We start from the raw sequence: 16,019 nt of genomic DNA, 5'->3' as shown, positions 1-16,019 counted from the left end.
CCGGGCGACAACCGACAGATAAGGAATGGCCGAATCATGGCTGTTGTGACAATGAAGCAGCTGCTCGACAGCGGCGCTCACTTCGGGCATCAGACCCGTCGCTGGAACCCCAAGATGAAGCGGTTCATCTTCACCGACCGCAACGGCATCTACATCATCGATCTGCAGCAGACGCTGACCTACATCGACAAGGCGTACGAGTTCGTCAAGGAGACCGTCGCCCACGGCGGCTCCATCATGTTCGTCGGCACCAAGAAGCAGGCGCAGGAGTCCATCGCCGAAGAGGCGACCCGCGTCGGCATGCCCTACGTGAACCAGCGCTGGCTGGGCGGCATGCTCACGAACTTCTCGACGGTGCACAAGCGTCTGCAGCGCCTCAAGGAACTCGAGGCGATGGAGCAGACCGGTGGCTTCGAGGGTCGCACCAAGAAGGAAATCCTGATGCTGACCCGCGAGAAGAACAAGCTCGAGCGGTCGCTGGGCGGTATCCGCGACATGCAGAAGGTGCCTTCGGCCGTCTGGGTCGTCGACACCAACAAGGAGCACCTCGCGGTTGCCGAGGCCCGCAAGCTGAACATCCCGATCATCGCGATCCTGGACACGAACTGCGACCCCGACGTCGTGGACTACCCGATCCCGGGCAACGACGACGCGATCCGTTCGGCCGCGCTGCTGACCAAGGTCGTCGCCGCCGCGGTGGCCGAGGGTCTGCAGGCCCGTTCGGGCGCCGGTAACGGCAACAAGGCCGAGGCCGGCCAGGACGGGGTGGCTGCTGAGCCGCTCGCCGAATGGGAGCAGGAACTGCTCGCCGGCGCGACGGCGTCCCCCACCGCGGCCGGTGCCGCGCCCGGGACGCCCGAGGCAGACATCCAGACCGAACCCACCATCGCCCAGAACCCCTAGGGAAGGCTTACATGGCGAACTACACCGCTGCCGACGTCAAGCGGCTTCGGGAGCTGACCGGCGCCGGCATGCTCGACAGCAAGAACGCGCTGGTCGAGGCCGGTGGCGACTTCGACAAGGCCGTCGAATTGCTGCGCATCAAGGGCGCCAAGGACGTCGGCAAGCGCGCTGAGCGCGCGACCGCCGAGGGCCTGGTCGCCGCCAAGGACGGCGCGCTGATCGAGCTGAACTCCGAGACCGACTTCGTCGCCAAGAACGCGGAGTTCCAGTCGGTGGCCGACCAGATCGTCGCCGCCGCGGCCGCCTCCAAGGCCAGCGACATCGACGCACTCAAGGCCGCTCACATTTCCGGCGACCAGGCGGCCCCTACGGTCGAGCAGGTCATCGCCGACCTGAGCGCCAAGATCGGCGAGAAGCTCGAACTGCGCCGCGTCGCCTACTTCGACGGCCAGGTGGAGACCTACCTGCACAAGCGGGCCGCGGATCTGCCGCCGGCCGTGGGCGTGCTGGTGGAGTACACCGGCGACGACAAGAGCGCCGCCCACGCGGTCGCGCTGCAGATCGCTGCGCTCAAGGCCAAGTACCTCACCCGTGAGGACGTGCCCGAGGATGTCGTCGCCAACGAGCGCCGCATCGCCGAGGAGACGGCCCGCAACGAGGGCAAGCCCGAGCAGGCGTTGCCGAAGATCGTCGAGGGCCGGGTCACCGGTTTCTACAAGGACGTCGTGCTGCTCGATCAGCCGTCGGTGTCCGACAACAAGAAGACGGTCAAGGCCCTGCTCGACGAGGCCGGCGTGACCGTCACCCGGTTCGTCCGCTTCGAGGTCGGCCAGGCCTGACGCGATCATTCGCATAAGTGCCCCGGAACGAGAGTTCCGGGGCACTTCTGCATCTGCACCTGTGCCGACGGTACGGATTGGTACCGTCGGCGCATGACTCGCATCAGCGCCTTCACCGACGACGCCCTCGGTGACCTCGACGCCGTTGGCCTCGTCGAGGCCCTGCGGCAGGGGCGGGTGTCGCGCACCGAGCTCGTCGAGGCGGCGATCGCGCGCACCGAGGCGGTCAATCCAGCCCTCAACGGCCTGGCCTACGAAGCGTTCGACCGTGCCCGGGCGCGCGCGAGCGCACCCCGGTCCTACGGCGGCTACTTCGACGGCGTCCCCACGTACATCAAGGACAACGTCGCGGTCGGTGACATGCCGACCATGCAGGGCACCGACGCCTGGGATCCGCGCCCCGCGCTCGCCAACGGTGACTTCGCTCGTGCCTACCTCGCGACGGGGCTCGTGCCCCTGGGCAAGACGCAGCTCTCGGAGTTCGGCTTCTCCGCCTCCGCGGAGCATCCACGCCTCGGCGCGGTGCGCAATCCGTGGAACCCCGACTACACCGCGGGCGCGTCCTCCTCAGGGTCCGGAGCGTTCGTCGCGGCCGGGGTGGTGCCGATGGCCCACGCCAACGACGGCGGCGGGTCGATCCGGATTCCCGCGTCGTGCAACGGATTGATCGGGCTGAAGCCCTCCCGCGGCCGGCTGCCGCTGGACCGCGACATGCGGCAGATGCCGCTGCGCATCGTCGCCAACGGCGTCGTCACCCGCTCGGTGCGCGACACCGCCGCGTTCTACCGCGAGATGGAACGGGTGTACCGCAATCCGAAGCTGCCGCCGGTCGGCGACGTCACCGGGCCCGGCCGAGCCAGGCTGCGCATCGCGGTGTGCACCCATTCGATCGCCCGTGAAGCCGGCCCCGAGGTCCGCGACGTCACGATGAAAACCGCTGCGCTGCTGGAGGAAATGGGGCACCGCGTCACCCCGATCGACAACCCCGTACCGGAGCACTTCATGGGCGACTTCCTGCTGTACTGGTCCTTCCTGTCGTTCGCCCTCGTCCGCGGTGGACGGCGCACGTTCGGGCGCAGCTTCGACCGCACCCGCCTCGACAACCTCACCCTGGGGTTGGAGGCCCATGCCGCGCGCAACCTGCGTCGCTTGCCGCTCGCGACGGCCCGGCTCGCGCGCACCCGCCGCATCACCGCCGCACTGGGGCGCAGCTACGACGTGGTGCTCACCCCGACGCTGGCAGAGGCCCCGCCCAAGATCGGGCATCTCGACCCCACGGCCGACTACGACCAGATCATCGAAAGACTGGTCGACTGGGTGGCGTTCACGCCGCTGCAGAATGCGACCGGCGACCCCGCGATCTCGCTGCCACTGGGCGAATCCGACAGCGGCCTGCCCATCGGCATCATGTTCGCGTCGACGGTGGGCCAGGAGGCCCGATTACTGGAACTGGCCTACGAACTCGAGGAGGCCCGGCCCCGGCGCCGGCTGCAGGACGCCGCCTGACGACGAAATCCGTTGCGAACGGACACGCCGACGTAACCACGTCGGGGCGGAGTTAACCTCAGCGACACCGCAAGCAGCGGTGAGTGAAACAACTCGATCCCACCATCGCTGCTTGTGGAGACCAGTCAGGTCAACAACGCAGCGCTTACTCGCTCGCCGGGGATCGCGTCGGCTTCCGGGAACACCTTCGGGTGTCTCGTCCGGTTCGCGCTGGCCAACATCCGACGGCGGCCCGAGCGGTTCGTGCTGTCGGTGCTCGGCATCGCGCTCGCCATCGCCTGTGTGACGGTGGTGCGCACGATTTCGTCGAGTTTCGCGATCACCGGGGCTGATTCGGTCACCGACGTGCTCGGCGAGGCGCACCTGTGGGTGGTGCCGGCCGCCGGGGTGCACTACGACCCCGACGCCCAGGCGATGATCGCCGACGGCGCCGCCCCCGAGATCGACGTCCCCGCCGGATGGTCCGCGACCCGCATCCTGTCAGGTCGTGCGGAGGTCGACGGTGTCCCGGTGTCACTGCGCGGATCTGACGAGACACCCTCAGGGCAAGCGGCTTTCGGCTCCGCGCTGGCCGATCGCCTCGGCGTGGGTCCCGGCGACCACGTCGACGTCGGCGGGCGGGACCTCGTCGCCGACGTGGCCGGACCCGGACAGTCGGTCACGGTGTCCACCTCGGTCGCCGGCGCCGTGGTGGGCGACCACGGCTGGTGGACGGTGAACGCCCCTGCCGGGCAGGAGAACCGCCGCGACCTCGCCCAGCAGTTGAGCGCGGCCACCGGGCTGGAGTCGACAGCCGATCCGTCGCTCGCCCCGGATCCACACGGGGGCGGCCTCATCTACGACACCGTCGGCGGCACCGGCCCGCTGTCGTTCGAGCAGAAGTTCTCCGCGCTGTTCTCCGGCAAGGTGACCAGTTCGACCCTCGGCCTGATCTCGACCATCGGACTGGCCCTCGGGTTCGTGATCGCGCTGTCGTCGTTCCTCGCCGCGGTCGCCGAACGCAAACGCGAATTCGGCATCATGTCGAGCATCGGGCTCGCCGACGAGGTGCTGTACTTCTTCCTCGTCGAATCCGCGCTCGTGTTCATCGCCGCCTACCTCGTCGGCGTACTCGGCGCGGGGGTTGCTGTGGCACTGGTGATTCCCGGAATCGCGACACCCGTGGCCTGGGCCCAGGCCGCGGGGATGGTCGCCGCGTTCATCCCCGCGATGGCCATCGTCGGCGCACTCGTACCCGTCCACCGGCTGCTGCAACAACGTCCGGTCGATCTGCTGGGAGCCCGCTAGTGGTGCGCAGAGGTCTGTCCTACGGGTGGCTGTCGGCGCGTCGCCGCATCCGCGAGATGGTGCTGCCCGTCGTGACCACGGCGACCGGGGCATTCCTGGTGGTGATCGTGTTCGGCATGTCCGAGGGCATCCGGGAGCGGTCCGCGTCACTCGGCCACGCCGGCGAGCTCAACCGGGCCGTCGTCCTCATCGCCGTCAGCGTGCTGCTGGTCGGTGTCGTCGAGGTGGCGGTAGCGACCACCCGCACCGTCGCCCACCGCACCCGCGAGCTGGGTGTCTTGGCCGCCAACGGGATTCCGCGCCTGCCGGTGGTCGTGGCGCTGCTCGTCGAACCCGTCATCGCCGCGGTCCTCGGTGCGCTGGTGGGCGCCGCGCTCGCGGCGCTTACCGGGACGGTGCTCGGTATCACGGGGCTGGCCGCCGGCGGCGTCGCGACGAGCGGATTGCTCGCGGGCGCCGCCATCGCGATCGGCGTCAGCATCGTCGCCGCAGTGGCCACCAGCATTCTCCCGACCTGGACGGCCGCGTCGCGGCCCCCGATCCGCTCCCTGACCGCAGGAGGCTAGACATGACCGCCATCGAAGAACGCCACGACAACGACGCGGCCACTCCACCGCAACAGCCGGTCATCGAGATCGCCGACGTGTGGAAACTGCACAAGCTCGGCGACGAGGTCGTGCGCGCGCTCGTCGCCGCCGATCTGACGATCATGCCCGGTGAGTTCGTCTGCCTGATGGGCCCCAGTGGTAGCGGGAAATCCACGCTGCTCAACATCATCGGCGGGCTCGACCGGCCGACGAAGGGTTCGGTGACGGTCGCCGGTCGCGACACCCGCACCCTGACCGAGAGCCAGTTCGCCGCCCTGCGCCACGACACGATCGGCTTCATCTTTCAGAGCTACAACCTCATCCCGTTCCTGTCGGCGGTCGAGAACGTCGAGCTGCCGCTGATGTTCGAGCCCTACGATCGCAAAGCGTTGCGCGCCAGAGCGATCGAACTACTCGAACTCGTCGGCCTCGGCCACCGCATCCACCATCAACCGACCAAGATGTCCGGGGGCGAACAACAGCGCACCGCGATCGCGCGCTCGTTGATCAGCAACCCGACGCTCGTCCTCGCCGATGAGCCGACCGCCAATCTCGACCACCGCACGGGGGAGACGGTGGTGCGCATGCTGCGCGACCTGTGTTCGACGCTCGGCGTCACGGTCGTCGCGAGCACCCACGATCCCACGGTGGCCGACGAAGCGAGCCGTGTCGTCCGAATGAAAGACGGACACATCGTCCATTGACCCTGGAGGGCCCTGATGACCGCGGAACTCGAGGCGACGCCGCCCCACCAGCGCGACGCGCTTCTCACCACCGAACTCGTACCCGAGCAGGTCCTGCCGAAAGTGCTGGGCACGTTCGGCCTCACCGCGACGTACGTCTTCATCATCTGCTGGATTCCCGGCTCGTCCATCATGGCCGGTGGCGGCTGGAACGCCATCCCCATGTGGGTGCTGGGCATCTTGACGTTCCTGGTGCCCGCCGCGCTGGCGGTCGCCGAGCTGGGCAACCTGTGGCCCGGACAGGGCGGCGTCTACATCTGGGCGTACCGCACGATGGGCGAGAAGATGTCGTTCCTGGGCGGCTACCTGTCCTGGGTGCCCGTCATCCTCAACGCCGCCAGCTCGCCGGCGATCGTGCTGCAGCTGGTCCTGTTGGCCTTCCACGCCGAGCTCGGGCTGACCCTGTCGATCATCCTGCAGCTGGTGATCCTGTGGACGGTCATCGGCATGGCGCTGGTCAGACTTGCCGCGAATCAGAAGATCATGAACGTCACCTTCGTGGTGTACGCCGCGCTCACCGTGACGATCTTCGTCTGCGCCGTGCTGTTCACCGTGCGCAACGGCGGGCCGGCCACACCGTTCAGCGCCTCGGAGGCGTTGGTGCCCAACTTCGCCGTCGCGGGATTCCTCTACGGCACTGTGCTGCTGTACCTCGTGGGCGTGGAGACCCCGTTCAACATGGGCGCGGAGTTCCTCTCGGTCAAGCGCAGCGCCACCAAGATGATCGGGTGGGGTTCGGCCGCGCTGGTCGGCATCTACCTGCTCACCACGCTCGGCACGATCATGGTGCTGCCGGCCGAGGAGATCGATCCGGTCACCGGCGTCGTGGGCAACCTCGACGTGTCGGGCTTCCCCGGACTGATGGAGATCGCCGCGATCCTGTTGGCCGTCATCGTCTTCGTCGCCCTGGTCACCTATCAGGTGGCGTACTCACGGCTCATCTTCGTGTCCGGTCTGGAGCGCCACCTGCCGCGGATCTTCACCCACCTCAATCCCCGCACCCGCAACCCCGTCACCGCCGTCCTGGTCCAGGGCACGTTGTCGTCGCTGATCATCGTGGCGCTCTACTCACAGAGCAGCATGGCCAACGTGACGGTCTACCTGCAGGGCGGGTTGAGCGTGGTGTGGCTGATCTCCGGATTCTTCTTCTTCATCCCGCTGGTGATCGCACGCCGCAGGTACGCGGACCGTTATGCGAGCGAGGACTTCTGGCGCATCCCCGGCGGTATGGCCGCGGTGTGGACGGTGGTCGTGATCGGGTGCCTGGCCACCTGTGCGGGCATCTACTACTCGTTCGCCGAGCCCTGGATCGACGTGCCCGAGGGCACCTGGATGAGCTGGGTCGGGGGCATCTCGGTGGCCATGTTCGTCCTCGGCGCCGTCGTGTACTACTTCGGCCGCCGCGCGGCCCGGAAGGTCAACCAGGAAGACGCGTTGGCCCATCTGGCGGTTCTCGACCTCAACAACACCGAATCGCCCGACCCGGAAAGGGGTTGACACCCATATGACCGTCAACAGCAATGTCCTCCAGGAACACGCCACCGACGGCTCGGTGGCTTATCCGCTCGACCCGCTCACCGGCGCGGAGATCGAGGCCGCCGCGGCGATCATCACGGACTCCGAATACGCAACGCCCACACTGAAATTCGTCATGATATCCCTCGCCGAGCCGGCAAAGACCCCCGAGCTGACGTTCGAGGGCGTCGACGGCGTCTCCCGCCGGGCGTTCGCCACCATGTACGACGGCGCGGCCAAACTGGTCCACGAGGCGATCGTCGACCTCGGGGCCCGCGTCATCGACTCGTGGAAGTCGATACCCGGCCGCTTCCCGTCCTACCTCGTCGAGCACATGACCGGTGTCGAAGAGGTGGTGCGGCAGGACCCCCGCTGGCAGGAGGCGATGCGCAAGCGCGGCGTCACCGACTTCGACCTGGCGATGATCGACCCCTGGCCGGCCGGCTACTACGGGCAGCAGGACCACTACGACAACTCACCGCTGATCTGCCGTCCGCTGACGTTCATGCGGGCCGCCCCGTCGGAACACGGATACGCCCGGCCCGTCGAGGGTCTGATCGTCACGATGGACCTCGACGCCATGAAGGTGGTCGACGTCGAGGACCACGGGGTGGTGCCGCTACCGCCCACCGCGGGCAACTACAGCGAGAAGTTCATGTTCGACCCGAACAACCGACCGGCGTTCACCGAGTTCCGCGACGACGTCAAACCGATCGAGATCACCCAGCCCGACGGCCCGAGTTTCACCGTCGACGGGTGGCGAGTGCAGTGGCAGAAGTGGTCGATGCGGGTGGGCTTCAATCCCCGCGAAGGCATTGTGCTGCACGAGATCACCTACACCGACCGCGGCGAGACCCGGCCGATCGTGTACCGCGCGTCGCTGTCGGAGATGGTGGTGCCCTACGGCGACACCTCGCCGACGCACTGGAACAAGAACGTCTTCGACATGGGCGAGGTCGGTATGGGGTTCTCGGCCAACCCGTTGACCCTCGGCTGCGACTGTCTCGGGGAGATCTTCTACTTCGACGGGACCGTCAACGATTCGGCGGGCAACGCGGTGACGATCCCGAACGCCATCTGCATGCACGAGGAGGACTACGGGATTTCCTGGAAGCACACCGACTTCCGCACCGGCGAGGTCGAGGTGCGTCGGTCGCGGCGGCTGGTCATCTCGATGATCTGCACCGTCGGGAACTACGAGTACGGGTTCTTCTGGTACTTCTACAACGACGCCTCCATGGAGGTCGAGGTCAAACTGTCGGGGGTGCTGACCACCGGCGCCATCGAGCCCGGTGAGGAGCCCCGCTGGGGCAAGATGGTGGCGCCGGGCATCTACGGCCCGAACCATCAGCACTTCTTCAACTTCCGGCTGGACATGAGCATCGACGGCCCGGGGAACAGTGTGTACGAGGTGGATTCGATCCCCGAGCCGGATCCCGCGCTCAACCCGCACCACAATGCGTGGATCACCCGCGACACGCTGGTCGCCTCGGAGGCCGAGGGAGCCCGTGACTGGGACTGGTCGACCGGCAGGTACTGGAAGGTCGCCAACCCGTCGAAGCGCAACGAACTCGGCAGTGCGGTGGCCTACAAACTGACCCCGAAGGACGTCGTGCCGGTGATGGTGCAGGAGGGTTCCCACATCTACGACCGGGCGCGGTTCGTCCAGCACAACCTGTGGGTGACCAAGTACGACCCCGCCGAGCTGTACGCCGCGGGCGACTACATGTACCAGTCAGCGGATGTGCAGGGTCTGCCGGAGTACATCGCCGACGACGCGCCGCTGGAGGACACCGACGTCGTGCTCTGGTACACCGTCGGCGCCCACCACGTGGTGCGACCGGAGGACTGGCCGGTGATGCCGTGTGCCTACACCGGTTTCCACCTCAAGCCGGTCGGCTTCTTCGACGGCAACCCCGCGCTGGATCTGCCGCCGTCACCGCCGAAGGCGTGCCACTCACACCACGCCGGTCTGCCCGTCGCCGACGTCGCACGGGAGTCGTAACCGCGAGCAGACGCAGAATCGCGTGGGATCAGGCGTTTCCACGCGATTCTGTGTCTGCTCGGCGAAGGAAGTCCTCGGCGGCGCGGGCCAGTGACTGCGGTCCGGTGCGCAGCGCCTCGGCCAACGGTGTGCCTGGTGCGGTGATGCCCACGATCTCGTCGACGCCGTGGTCGAGCAGCACCGACGCGTCGTCGCCGACGCGGCCGGCGAAGATGACCACCCGCGCCCCGGTGCGGGCCGCCACCTGCGCGACGCCGAACGGGGTCTTGCCCATCAGGGTCTGCGCGTCGACACCGCCCTCACCGGTGAACACCCACGACGCACCCTGCAGCGCCTGTTCCAGACCCACCGTCTCGGCCACGACCTCCACGCCGGGACGGCTTGTGGCGCCGAGGAATTCGAGCAGTGCGAAACCCAGTCCACCCGCGGCCCCCGCACCCGGTGTGTCCGCCTGCGTGGCATCGGCGACCGCGGCGAAGCGGCTCAGCGCGGCCTCCAACCGAACCACGTCGGCGGGTGTCGCGCCCTTCTGCGGGCCGAACACCGCGCTGGCACCGCCGGGGCCCAGCAGGGGAGCGGTGACGTCACAGGCCAATTGGATGCGCACGCCCGCCACCCGCGGGTCGAGCCCGGTCACGTCGATGCGCTCGAGTTCGGCGAGCGCCGCCCCACCCGGTGGCAGCGGGGCGCCGGCGGCGTCGAACAACCCGATCCCCAGCGCGGTCAGCATGCCTGCCCCGCCGTCGTTGGTGGCCGACCCGCCGAGCCCGACGAGGAACTCGGCGGCGCCGCGGTCCAGCGCGTGGGAGATCAGCTGGCCGACACCGAACGTGCTGGCGCGCAACACGTCCCGCTCCGTTGGGGCGATCAGCTCCAGCCCCGCCGCGGCGGCCATCTCGATCACCGCCAGCCGCCGCGCGGCGACATAGCCGTAGGTGGCACGCACCGGTCGGCCCAGCGCGTCGGCCACCTCGACGGTGACCCGTTCCCCGTCGAGCGCGTCCACCACGGCGTCGACGGTGCCCTCACCGCCGTCGGCCATCGGGACCCCGACGCATTCGGCGTCCGGCATCGCGGCGTGCACCCCGTCGCGCATGGCGGAGATGGCCTCGGCTGCGGTCATGGACTCCTTGAACGAGTCCGGCGCGAGCACGATCTTCATCGGACCGGGGTCAGCGCGGGCCGGCCGGACAGGACGGCCGCGACGTTGTCGACGGCCAGGATGCCCATGGCATCGCGGGTCGCCTCACCGGCACTGGCGATGTGCGGGGTGAGGACCAGGTTGGGGACATCGAGCAGCGCGGGGTTGACATGGGGTTCATTCTCGAACACATCCAGCGCCGCGCCACCGATACGCCCGGCGGTGAGCGCGTCGATCAGCGCCGTCTCGTCGACGACGCCGCCGCGCGCGGTGTTGACCAGGTAGGCGGTCGGTTTCATGCGGGCGAGCGCCGCGGCGTCGATGAGGTGGCGGGTCTGCGGGGTGAGCGGGGTCAGCACGCACACCACGTCGCTGTCGGCCAGCAGGGTGCCGGTGTCGACGAACCGGACGCCGTCCTCGTCGCCGGAGGTGCGGCTGCGTGTGCTGGCCAGCACCGTCATGTCGAAGGCGCGGGCGCGCCGGGCGACCGCCCTGCCGATGCGGCCGTAGCCGATGATGCCCAGCGTCGCCCCTGCGCTGACGTCGAGGCCGATCAGCATGCGGGGCCCCCAGATCCACGGTTCGCGCGAACGCAGGAACCGGTCGCCGTCCACCACCCGCCGCGTCACGGCGAGGATCAGCGCGAACGTGTGGTCGGCGGTGGCGTTGTCGAGCACGCCGGGGGTGTTGGTGACCGTCACGCCTGCGGCGCGGGCGGCCGCGACGTCGATGTTGTCGTAGCCGACGGCCACGTTGGCGACCACGGCCAGGCCGTCGCCGGCGGTGGCGAGCAGGTCGGCGTCCACCCGTTCGGTCAGCGTCACCACCGCCGCGGCGGCACCGGCCATGCCGGCCGCCAGGGCCTCGCGCGTGGGTGGGTTGTCGTCACCGATGCGCAGGGGCAGGCCCAGCGCCCGCAGCCGTGCCATGGCGCCGTCGGTGAGCAGCCGCGACACGTACACATGCCCGGCCGGTGTCGTCATGACGCCAGACTCTAGTCAGATCCCAGCGCGACGAGGATCCGCTTGAACTCGCGTCGCTGGGCGTCGGTGAGGTCGGTCATCAGCCGGCGCTCCGCGGCGCGTACCCCGGAGTCGGTGCGCGCCAACAGTTGCCGGCCGCGGTCGGTCAGTTCCGCGGGCAGCGACCGGCCGGAGGCGACGGAGTCGGGGCGGTCGACCAGGCCGCGCTCCTGCAGCGCCCGCACGACCATGTTCATCGCCTGCGGGGAGACGCCGGTGTCCCGCGCCAGCTCGGCGTTGGAGCGGCCCGGGCGCCGCGACAGCATCCGCAGGCAGATGTACTGCGGGAAACTCAGCCCCAGCGGCTCGAGCACGGAGGAGGACACGTCACCGCGCAGCGCGTTGGCCACCCGGTACAGCAGGAAGCCGAGTGGCTGGTCCTCGAGCGGATCCGTCATATCAAGCATATTGACATGTATCAATCAGATTGATATCAACGGGTGTATGACCAATCCCGCAGAGATGTTCGAATCGGCCTACCGCGGCGACGCCCCGGAATTCGAGGGGGTGCGCCCGCCCTGGAGCATCGGCGAGCCGCAGCCCGAGATCGCGGCGTTGATCGACGCGGGCAGGTTCCACGGCGACGTGCTCGACGCCGGTTGTGGAGAGGCGGCGACGGCGCTGTACCTCGCCGAGCGTGGGTTCACCACCGTCGGGCTCGACCTGGCGCCCACCGGCATCGAGCTGGCCCGGGCCGAGGCGGCCCGCCGCGGCCTGACCAACGCGACCTTCGAGGTCGCCGACATCAGCGACTTCACCGGATACGACGGCCGGTTCGGCACGATCGTCGACAGCACACTGTTCCACTCCATGCCGGTCGAACTGCGCGAGGGCTACCAGCGTTCGATCGTGCGCGCGGCGGCCCCCGGCGCGAGCTACTTCGTGCTGGTCTTCGACGCGGCCGGGGTGCCGTCGATGGGGCCGGCGAACCCGGTGACGCAGGACGAACTGCGCGACGTGGTCGGGAAGTTCTGGCAGATCGACGAGGTCCGGCCCGCGCGCATCCACGCCAACTTCCCGCCGCAGGTCGCCGAGGGGGCCGGGATGGGGTTCACCGACATCCGTGACGAGCCGAACGGGCGCAAGTCGGTGCCGGCCTGGCTGCTTTCCGCCCACCTCGGCTGACCACCACGGCCGACCGGTCGCCGGGGCGAATTCATCCGCCCCGGCCACATCGGCGACCCCGCATGAGGCAGGATGGGTGTGCCACCTGGGGGAGCGCCCGGTACGTCGTAGCGAGGAGGCCGCAAGACCGATGTCGGAGCCGAACAACACCCACGGCGCCGGCGCGACAGTCGGCGAGATCCGGCCGCTGTACACGCGAGTGCTGCTCAAACTGGGCGGTGAGATGTTCGGTGGCGGGGCGGTCGGCCTCGATCCCGACGTCGTGCACCTCGTGGCGCGCCAGATCGCCGAGGTCGTGCGCAGCGGTGTTCAGGTCGCCGTCGTCATCGGCGGCGGGAACTTCTTCCGCGGCGCCCAGCTGCAGCAGCGCGGGATGGAACGGACGCGCAGCGACTACATGGGCATGCTCGGCACGGTGATGAACAGCCTGGCGCTGCAGGACTTCCTGGAGAAGGAAGGTATCGACACCCGCGTGCAGACGGCCATCACGATGGGCCAGGTCGCCGAGCCCTACATCCCGCTGCGGGCGGTCCGCCACCTCGAGAAGGGCCGTGTCGTGATCTTCGGCGCCGGTATGGGGCTGCCGTACTTCTCCACCGACACCACCGCCGCCCAGCGGGCGCTGGAGATCGGCGCGGAGGTCGTGTTGATGGCCAAGGCCGTCGACGGCGTCTACACCGCAGACCCCCGCAAGGAACCGAATGCCGAGTTGCTCACGGCCATCACCCACCGTGAGGTCATCGATCGGGGGCTGGCGGTGGCCGATGCGACGGCGTTCTCACTGTGCATGGACAACGGCATGCCGATCCTCGTCTTCAACCTGCTCGTCGACGGCAATATCGCCCGCGCGGTCGCGGGTGAGAAGATCGGAACACTGGTCACCACCTGAACGGGTGCGGCGGCGCCGGGCGAACGTAGCGACGGGAGAACAGACAGTGATCGACGAAACCCTCTTCGATGCCGAGGAGAAGATGGAGAAGGCGGTGTCGGTGGCGCGCGACGACCTCGCGTCGATCCGCACCGGCCGCGCCAACCCCGGCATGTTCTCGCGGATCAACGTCGACTACTACGGCGCCTCCACCCCGATCACCCAGCTGTCGAGCATCAACGTCCCCGAGGCGCGCATGGTGGTGATCAAGCCTTATGAGGCCAGCCAGCTCCGCAATATCGAGGACGCGATCCGCAACTCCGACCTCGGGGTCAACCCCACCAACGACGGCAACATCATCCGCGTGTCCATCCCGCAGTTGACCGAGGAACGCCGCCGCGACCTGGTCAAGCAGGCCAAGGCCAAGGGTGAGGATGCCAAGGTGTCGGTGCGCAACATCCGCCGCAAGGCGATGGAGGAACTGGCGCGCATCAAGAAGGACGGCGAGGCCGGCGAGGACGAGGTCAGCCGCGCGGAGAAGGACCTCGACAAGACCACCCACACCTACACCAGCCAGATCGACGATCTGGTGAAGCACAAAGAGGGTGAGTTGCTGGAGGTCTAGTGGCCTTCCAGCAGCAAGCGGATCCCGTGTCAGAAACCCCGGTCGACGAGCCTCCGAAGAAGTCGTCGCGTGCCGGGCGCAACCTCCCCGCCGCGATCGCCGTGGGGGTGGCGCTCGGCGGCGGCCTCATCGCCATCCTGTTGTTCGCGCCGTACCTGTGGCTGGCGCTGGTCGCGGCGGCCGTGGCCGTCAGCACCTACGAGGTGTGCCAGCGGCTGACCGAGGCCGGCTACCGGATGCCGATGATCCCGCTGCTCGTCGGCGGTCAGGCGACGCTCTGGTTGACGTGGCCGTTCGGGCCCGCCGGAGCGCTCGGCGGCTTCGCGGCGACCGTCGTCGTCTGCATGATCTGGCGACTCGTGGGACAGGGTCTCAACCACGCCCCGCAGAACTACTCCCGCGACATCGCCGCCGCGGTGTTCCTGGCGACCTGGGTTCCGCTGTTCGCGAGTTTCGGTGCGCTGCTGATCTACCCGGACGACGGGGCCAACCGGGTGTTCTGCCTGATGCTGGGCGTGGTGTTCTCCGACATCGGCGGCTACGTGGCCGGCGTGCTGTTCGGCAAGCACACGATGGCGCCGGCGATCAGCCCGAAGAAGTCGTGGGAGGGCCTGGCCGGTTCGCTGTTGTTCGGTGGGACCGCCTCGGTACTCGCGGTGGTCTACCTGCTGGACAAGCCGTGGTGGGCCGGCGTCGCGCTCGGGCTGATGCTCGTGATCACCGGAACACTCGGCGATCTGATCGAGTCGCAGTTCAAGCGCGACCTCGGCATCAAGGACATGAGCAATCTGCTGCCGGGCCACGGCGGGATGATGGACCGGATGGACGGGATGCTGCCGTCAGCTGTGGCGACCTGGATCGTGTTGACGCTGCTGGCGTGACGCTCCGGCGCCGTGACGTCCGGGCGTTGAGCCAGCAGGCCAATGCGCCCAGCACCAACCCGATGCCGATGCCGACGTCGATGCGCTCGCCGAGCATGAACCAACTCATCACGCCCGCGACGGCGGGGATGACGCAGAACAGCATCGCGACCGCCGACGCGCCGTGCAGGTTGATGGCCCGGACGTAGAGCGACAGGCCGAGGGTGGCGTTCAGCAGGACGACGCCGGCCACGGCGAACGCGGCCCTCGTGGTGTCGTGCACCTCGAAGGGCGTGGTCAGCGTCAACGCCAGCGCGGGCAGGAACGCCACCGCGTTCTGCACGGCGCTGGAGGCGCGGAAGTCGACGTCGGCGCAGAAGCGCTGCTGGTAGACCCCACCCGCGGACAGGCCGAGCAGCGCGACGAGCAGGAGCAGCACGACCGGGTCGACGCCGTGTTCGTCGACCAGCCGGCTCGCGCACGCGGCGAGCACCGCCGCGACGCCCAGCACCAGCGCGACGATGCGGCCGGCGTGCAGGCGGTCCCGCAGGAAGCCGGCGGCCAGCAGTGCGGTCGCGACTGGGTTGATCGCGATGACGACCGCGCACAGCACCGCGGGGGCGCCCTTCTGGATGGCGTAGTACAGCGCGCAGAACTGCACGGCCTGCATGAGCAGTGCGGTGACGGCGACGTGGCCCAGCTTGCGGCCGGTCGGGAACCCCACCCTGCTGACGGCCGCCCACACGCCGAGGATCATCGACGCCAGCCCGAAGCGGAATGCCAGGACGGCCATCGGCGTCATCGCGTGCACGGCGAGGTTGCCGATCGGGTAGCCGAGCGCGTAGGTGACGGTCACGGCCGACGCGGTACGCAGCGGCATCCGGATGGGCGTCATGGGTGCCATGGGTGCCATGGTCGGCGTCCGGCACGGCGCGGTCCAACGAATAACGGCGATCGCGATCGATCGCTGTGAGTGATCGGTTACGGGGGCCC

At 68.7% G+C, this 16,019-nt stretch carries 16 protein-coding genes; 12 read left to right on the top strand and 4 right to left on the bottom strand.

Translation table 11 applies throughout. The features are described 5' to 3' along the window. Window positions 1–36: 36 nt before the first annotated feature. From rpsB to G6N30_RS11235, 8 genes are all read left to right on the top strand, one after another. The gene (rpsB, locus tag G6N30_RS11270; RefSeq protein WP_134052796.1) at window positions 37–903 is read left to right on the top strand and encodes a 30S ribosomal protein S2; all 867 of its coding nucleotides are present in this window, start codon (window positions 37–39) and stop codon (window positions 901–903) included. An 11-nt stretch (window positions 904–914) separates the two neighbouring features. Further along, the gene (tsf, locus tag G6N30_RS11265) at window positions 915–1,742 is read left to right on the top strand and encodes a translation elongation factor Ts (protein WP_134052794.1); all 828 of its coding nucleotides are present in this window, start codon (window positions 915–917) and stop codon (window positions 1,740–1,742) included. Between the two features lie 93 nt (window positions 1,743–1,835). Then, entirely contained in the window at window positions 1,836–3,248 is a 1,413-nt protein-coding gene (locus tag G6N30_RS11260; RefSeq protein ID WP_134052792.1) for an amidase, read from the top strand. 114 nt (window positions 3,249–3,362) lie between these two features. Then, a complete protein-coding gene (locus G6N30_RS11255) occupies window positions 3,363–4,535 on the top strand; it encodes an ABC transporter permease (protein ID WP_134052790.1) in 1,173 nt (390 codons plus the stop codon). After that, window positions 4,535–5,101 (top strand): ABC transporter permease, encoded by a 567-nt coding sequence (locus G6N30_RS11250; protein WP_134052788.1) that lies wholly within the window; start codon window positions 4,535–4,537, stop codon window positions 5,099–5,101. Before G6N30_RS11255 ends, G6N30_RS11250 begins: the two co-directional genes overlap by 1 nt. Before the next feature lie 2 nt (window positions 5,102–5,103). After that, window positions 5,104–5,826, top strand: coding sequence for an ABC transporter ATP-binding protein (locus G6N30_RS11245; protein ID WP_134052786.1), 723 nt, complete (start codon window positions 5,104–5,106; stop codon window positions 5,824–5,826). A gap of 15 nt (window positions 5,827–5,841) precedes the next feature. Beyond that, complete coding sequence (locus G6N30_RS11240; protein WP_134052784.1) at window positions 5,842–7,362, top strand: APC family permease; 1,521 nt, start codon at window positions 5,842–5,844, stop codon at window positions 7,360–7,362. Window positions 7,363–7,369: 7 nt separating this feature from the next. Beyond that, a complete protein-coding gene (locus G6N30_RS11235) occupies window positions 7,370–9,385 on the top strand; it encodes a primary-amine oxidase (RefSeq protein WP_134052782.1) in 2,016 nt (671 codons plus the stop codon). Window positions 9,386–9,413: 28 nt separating this feature from the next. Here the strand turns inward: G6N30_RS11235 and G6N30_RS11230 are convergent, their stop codons facing one another. Genes G6N30_RS11230 through G6N30_RS11220 form a run of 3 tightly spaced genes read right to left on the bottom strand, consistent with a single transcriptional unit; the run spans window position 9,414 to window position 11,955 of the window. Further along, entirely contained in the window at window positions 9,414–10,547 is a 1,134-nt protein-coding gene (locus G6N30_RS11230) for a glycerate kinase (protein WP_134052780.1), read from the bottom strand. Next, window positions 10,544–11,509, bottom strand: a complete 966-nt coding sequence (locus G6N30_RS11225) for a 2-hydroxyacid dehydrogenase (protein ID WP_134052778.1) — start codon at window positions 11,507–11,509, stop codon at window positions 10,544–10,546. Before G6N30_RS11225 ends, G6N30_RS11230 begins: the two co-directional genes overlap by 4 nt. Window positions 11,510–11,520: 11 nt before the next feature. After that, a complete protein-coding gene (locus tag G6N30_RS11220; protein WP_134052776.1) occupies window positions 11,521–11,955 on the bottom strand; it encodes a MarR family winged helix-turn-helix transcriptional regulator in 435 nt (144 codons plus the stop codon). A gap of 37 nt (window positions 11,956–11,992) precedes the next feature. Between G6N30_RS11220 and G6N30_RS11215 the strand changes: the two genes are divergently transcribed. The 4 genes from G6N30_RS11215 to G6N30_RS11200 all read left to right on the top strand — a co-directional run bounded on the left by G6N30_RS11215 (window position 11,993) and on the right by G6N30_RS11200 (window position 15,047). Further along, window positions 11,993–12,673 (top strand): class I SAM-dependent methyltransferase, encoded by a 681-nt coding sequence (locus G6N30_RS11215; RefSeq protein WP_134052774.1) that lies wholly within the window; start codon window positions 11,993–11,995, stop codon window positions 12,671–12,673. A gap of 130 nt (window positions 12,674–12,803) precedes the next feature. Continuing rightward, window positions 12,804–13,562, top strand: coding sequence for a UMP kinase (gene pyrH, locus G6N30_RS11210; protein WP_134052772.1), 759 nt, complete (start codon window positions 12,804–12,806; stop codon window positions 13,560–13,562). 46 nt (window positions 13,563–13,608) lie between these two features. Then, complete coding sequence (gene frr / locus G6N30_RS11205) at window positions 13,609–14,166, top strand: ribosome recycling factor (protein WP_134052770.1); 558 nt, start codon at window positions 13,609–13,611, stop codon at window positions 14,164–14,166. Between the two features lie 26 nt (window positions 14,167–14,192). Further along, on the top strand, window positions 14,193–15,047 hold the full coding sequence (locus G6N30_RS11200) for a phosphatidate cytidylyltransferase (RefSeq protein ID WP_134052768.1): 855 nt from the start codon (window positions 14,193–14,195) through the stop codon (window positions 15,045–15,047). Here G6N30_RS11200 and G6N30_RS11195 read toward each other — a convergent pair. Continuing rightward, window positions 14,938–15,930: a DMT family transporter gene (locus tag G6N30_RS11195; protein ID WP_407664725.1), complete on the bottom strand. Its 993-nt coding sequence runs from the start codon at window positions 15,928–15,930 to the stop codon at window positions 14,938–14,940. The two genes, G6N30_RS11200 and G6N30_RS11195, sit on opposite strands and share 110 nt — an antisense overlap. Window positions 15,931–16,019 lie beyond the last annotated feature (89 nt).

The organism is Mycolicibacterium litorale, assembly GCF_010731695.1.
Taxonomy (GTDB): domain Bacteria; phylum Actinomycetota; class Actinomycetes; order Mycobacteriales; family Mycobacteriaceae; genus Mycobacterium; species Mycobacterium litorale.
Note: the sequence above shows the minus strand (reverse complement) of the source record. Positions and strands in the feature narration are given on the sequence as shown.

What these genes read in the sequence shown, in the direction of transcription:
- G6N30_RS11195 (WP_407664725.1), bottom strand. Translation starts at nt 15,930, where the DNA reads ATGGCACCCATGACGCCCATCCGGATGCCGCTGCGTACCGCGTCGGCC.
- G6N30_RS11225 (WP_134052778.1), bottom strand. Translation starts at nt 11,509, where the DNA reads ATGACGACACCGGCCGGGCATGTGTACGTGTCGCGGCTGCTCACCGAC.
- G6N30_RS11230 (WP_134052780.1), bottom strand. Translation starts at nt 10,547, where the DNA reads ATGAAGATCGTGCTCGCGCCGGACTCGTTCAAGGAGTCCATGACCGCA.
- G6N30_RS11235 (WP_134052782.1), top strand. Translation starts at nt 7,370, where the DNA reads ATGACCGTCAACAGCAATGTCCTCCAGGAACACGCCACCGACGGCTCG.
- tsf (WP_134052794.1), top strand. Translation starts at nt 915, where the DNA reads ATGGCGAACTACACCGCTGCCGACGTCAAGCGGCTTCGGGAGCTGACC.
- G6N30_RS11240 (WP_134052784.1), top strand. Translation starts at nt 5,842, where the DNA reads ATGACCGCGGAACTCGAGGCGACGCCGCCCCACCAGCGCGACGCGCTT.
- G6N30_RS11245 (WP_134052786.1), top strand. Translation starts at nt 5,104, where the DNA reads ATGACCGCCATCGAAGAACGCCACGACAACGACGCGGCCACTCCACCG.
- G6N30_RS11215 (WP_134052774.1), top strand. Translation starts at nt 11,993, where the DNA reads ATGACCAATCCCGCAGAGATGTTCGAATCGGCCTACCGCGGCGACGCC.
- G6N30_RS11260 (WP_134052792.1), top strand. Translation starts at nt 1,836, where the DNA reads ATGACTCGCATCAGCGCCTTCACCGACGACGCCCTCGGTGACCTCGAC.
- pyrH (WP_134052772.1), top strand. Translation starts at nt 12,804, where the DNA reads ATGTCGGAGCCGAACAACACCCACGGCGCCGGCGCGACAGTCGGCGAG.
- rpsB (WP_134052796.1), top strand. Translation starts at nt 37, where the DNA reads ATGGCTGTTGTGACAATGAAGCAGCTGCTCGACAGCGGCGCTCACTTC.
- G6N30_RS11220 (WP_134052776.1), bottom strand. Translation starts at nt 11,955, where the DNA reads ATGCTTGATATGACGGATCCGCTCGAGGACCAGCCACTCGGCTTCCTG.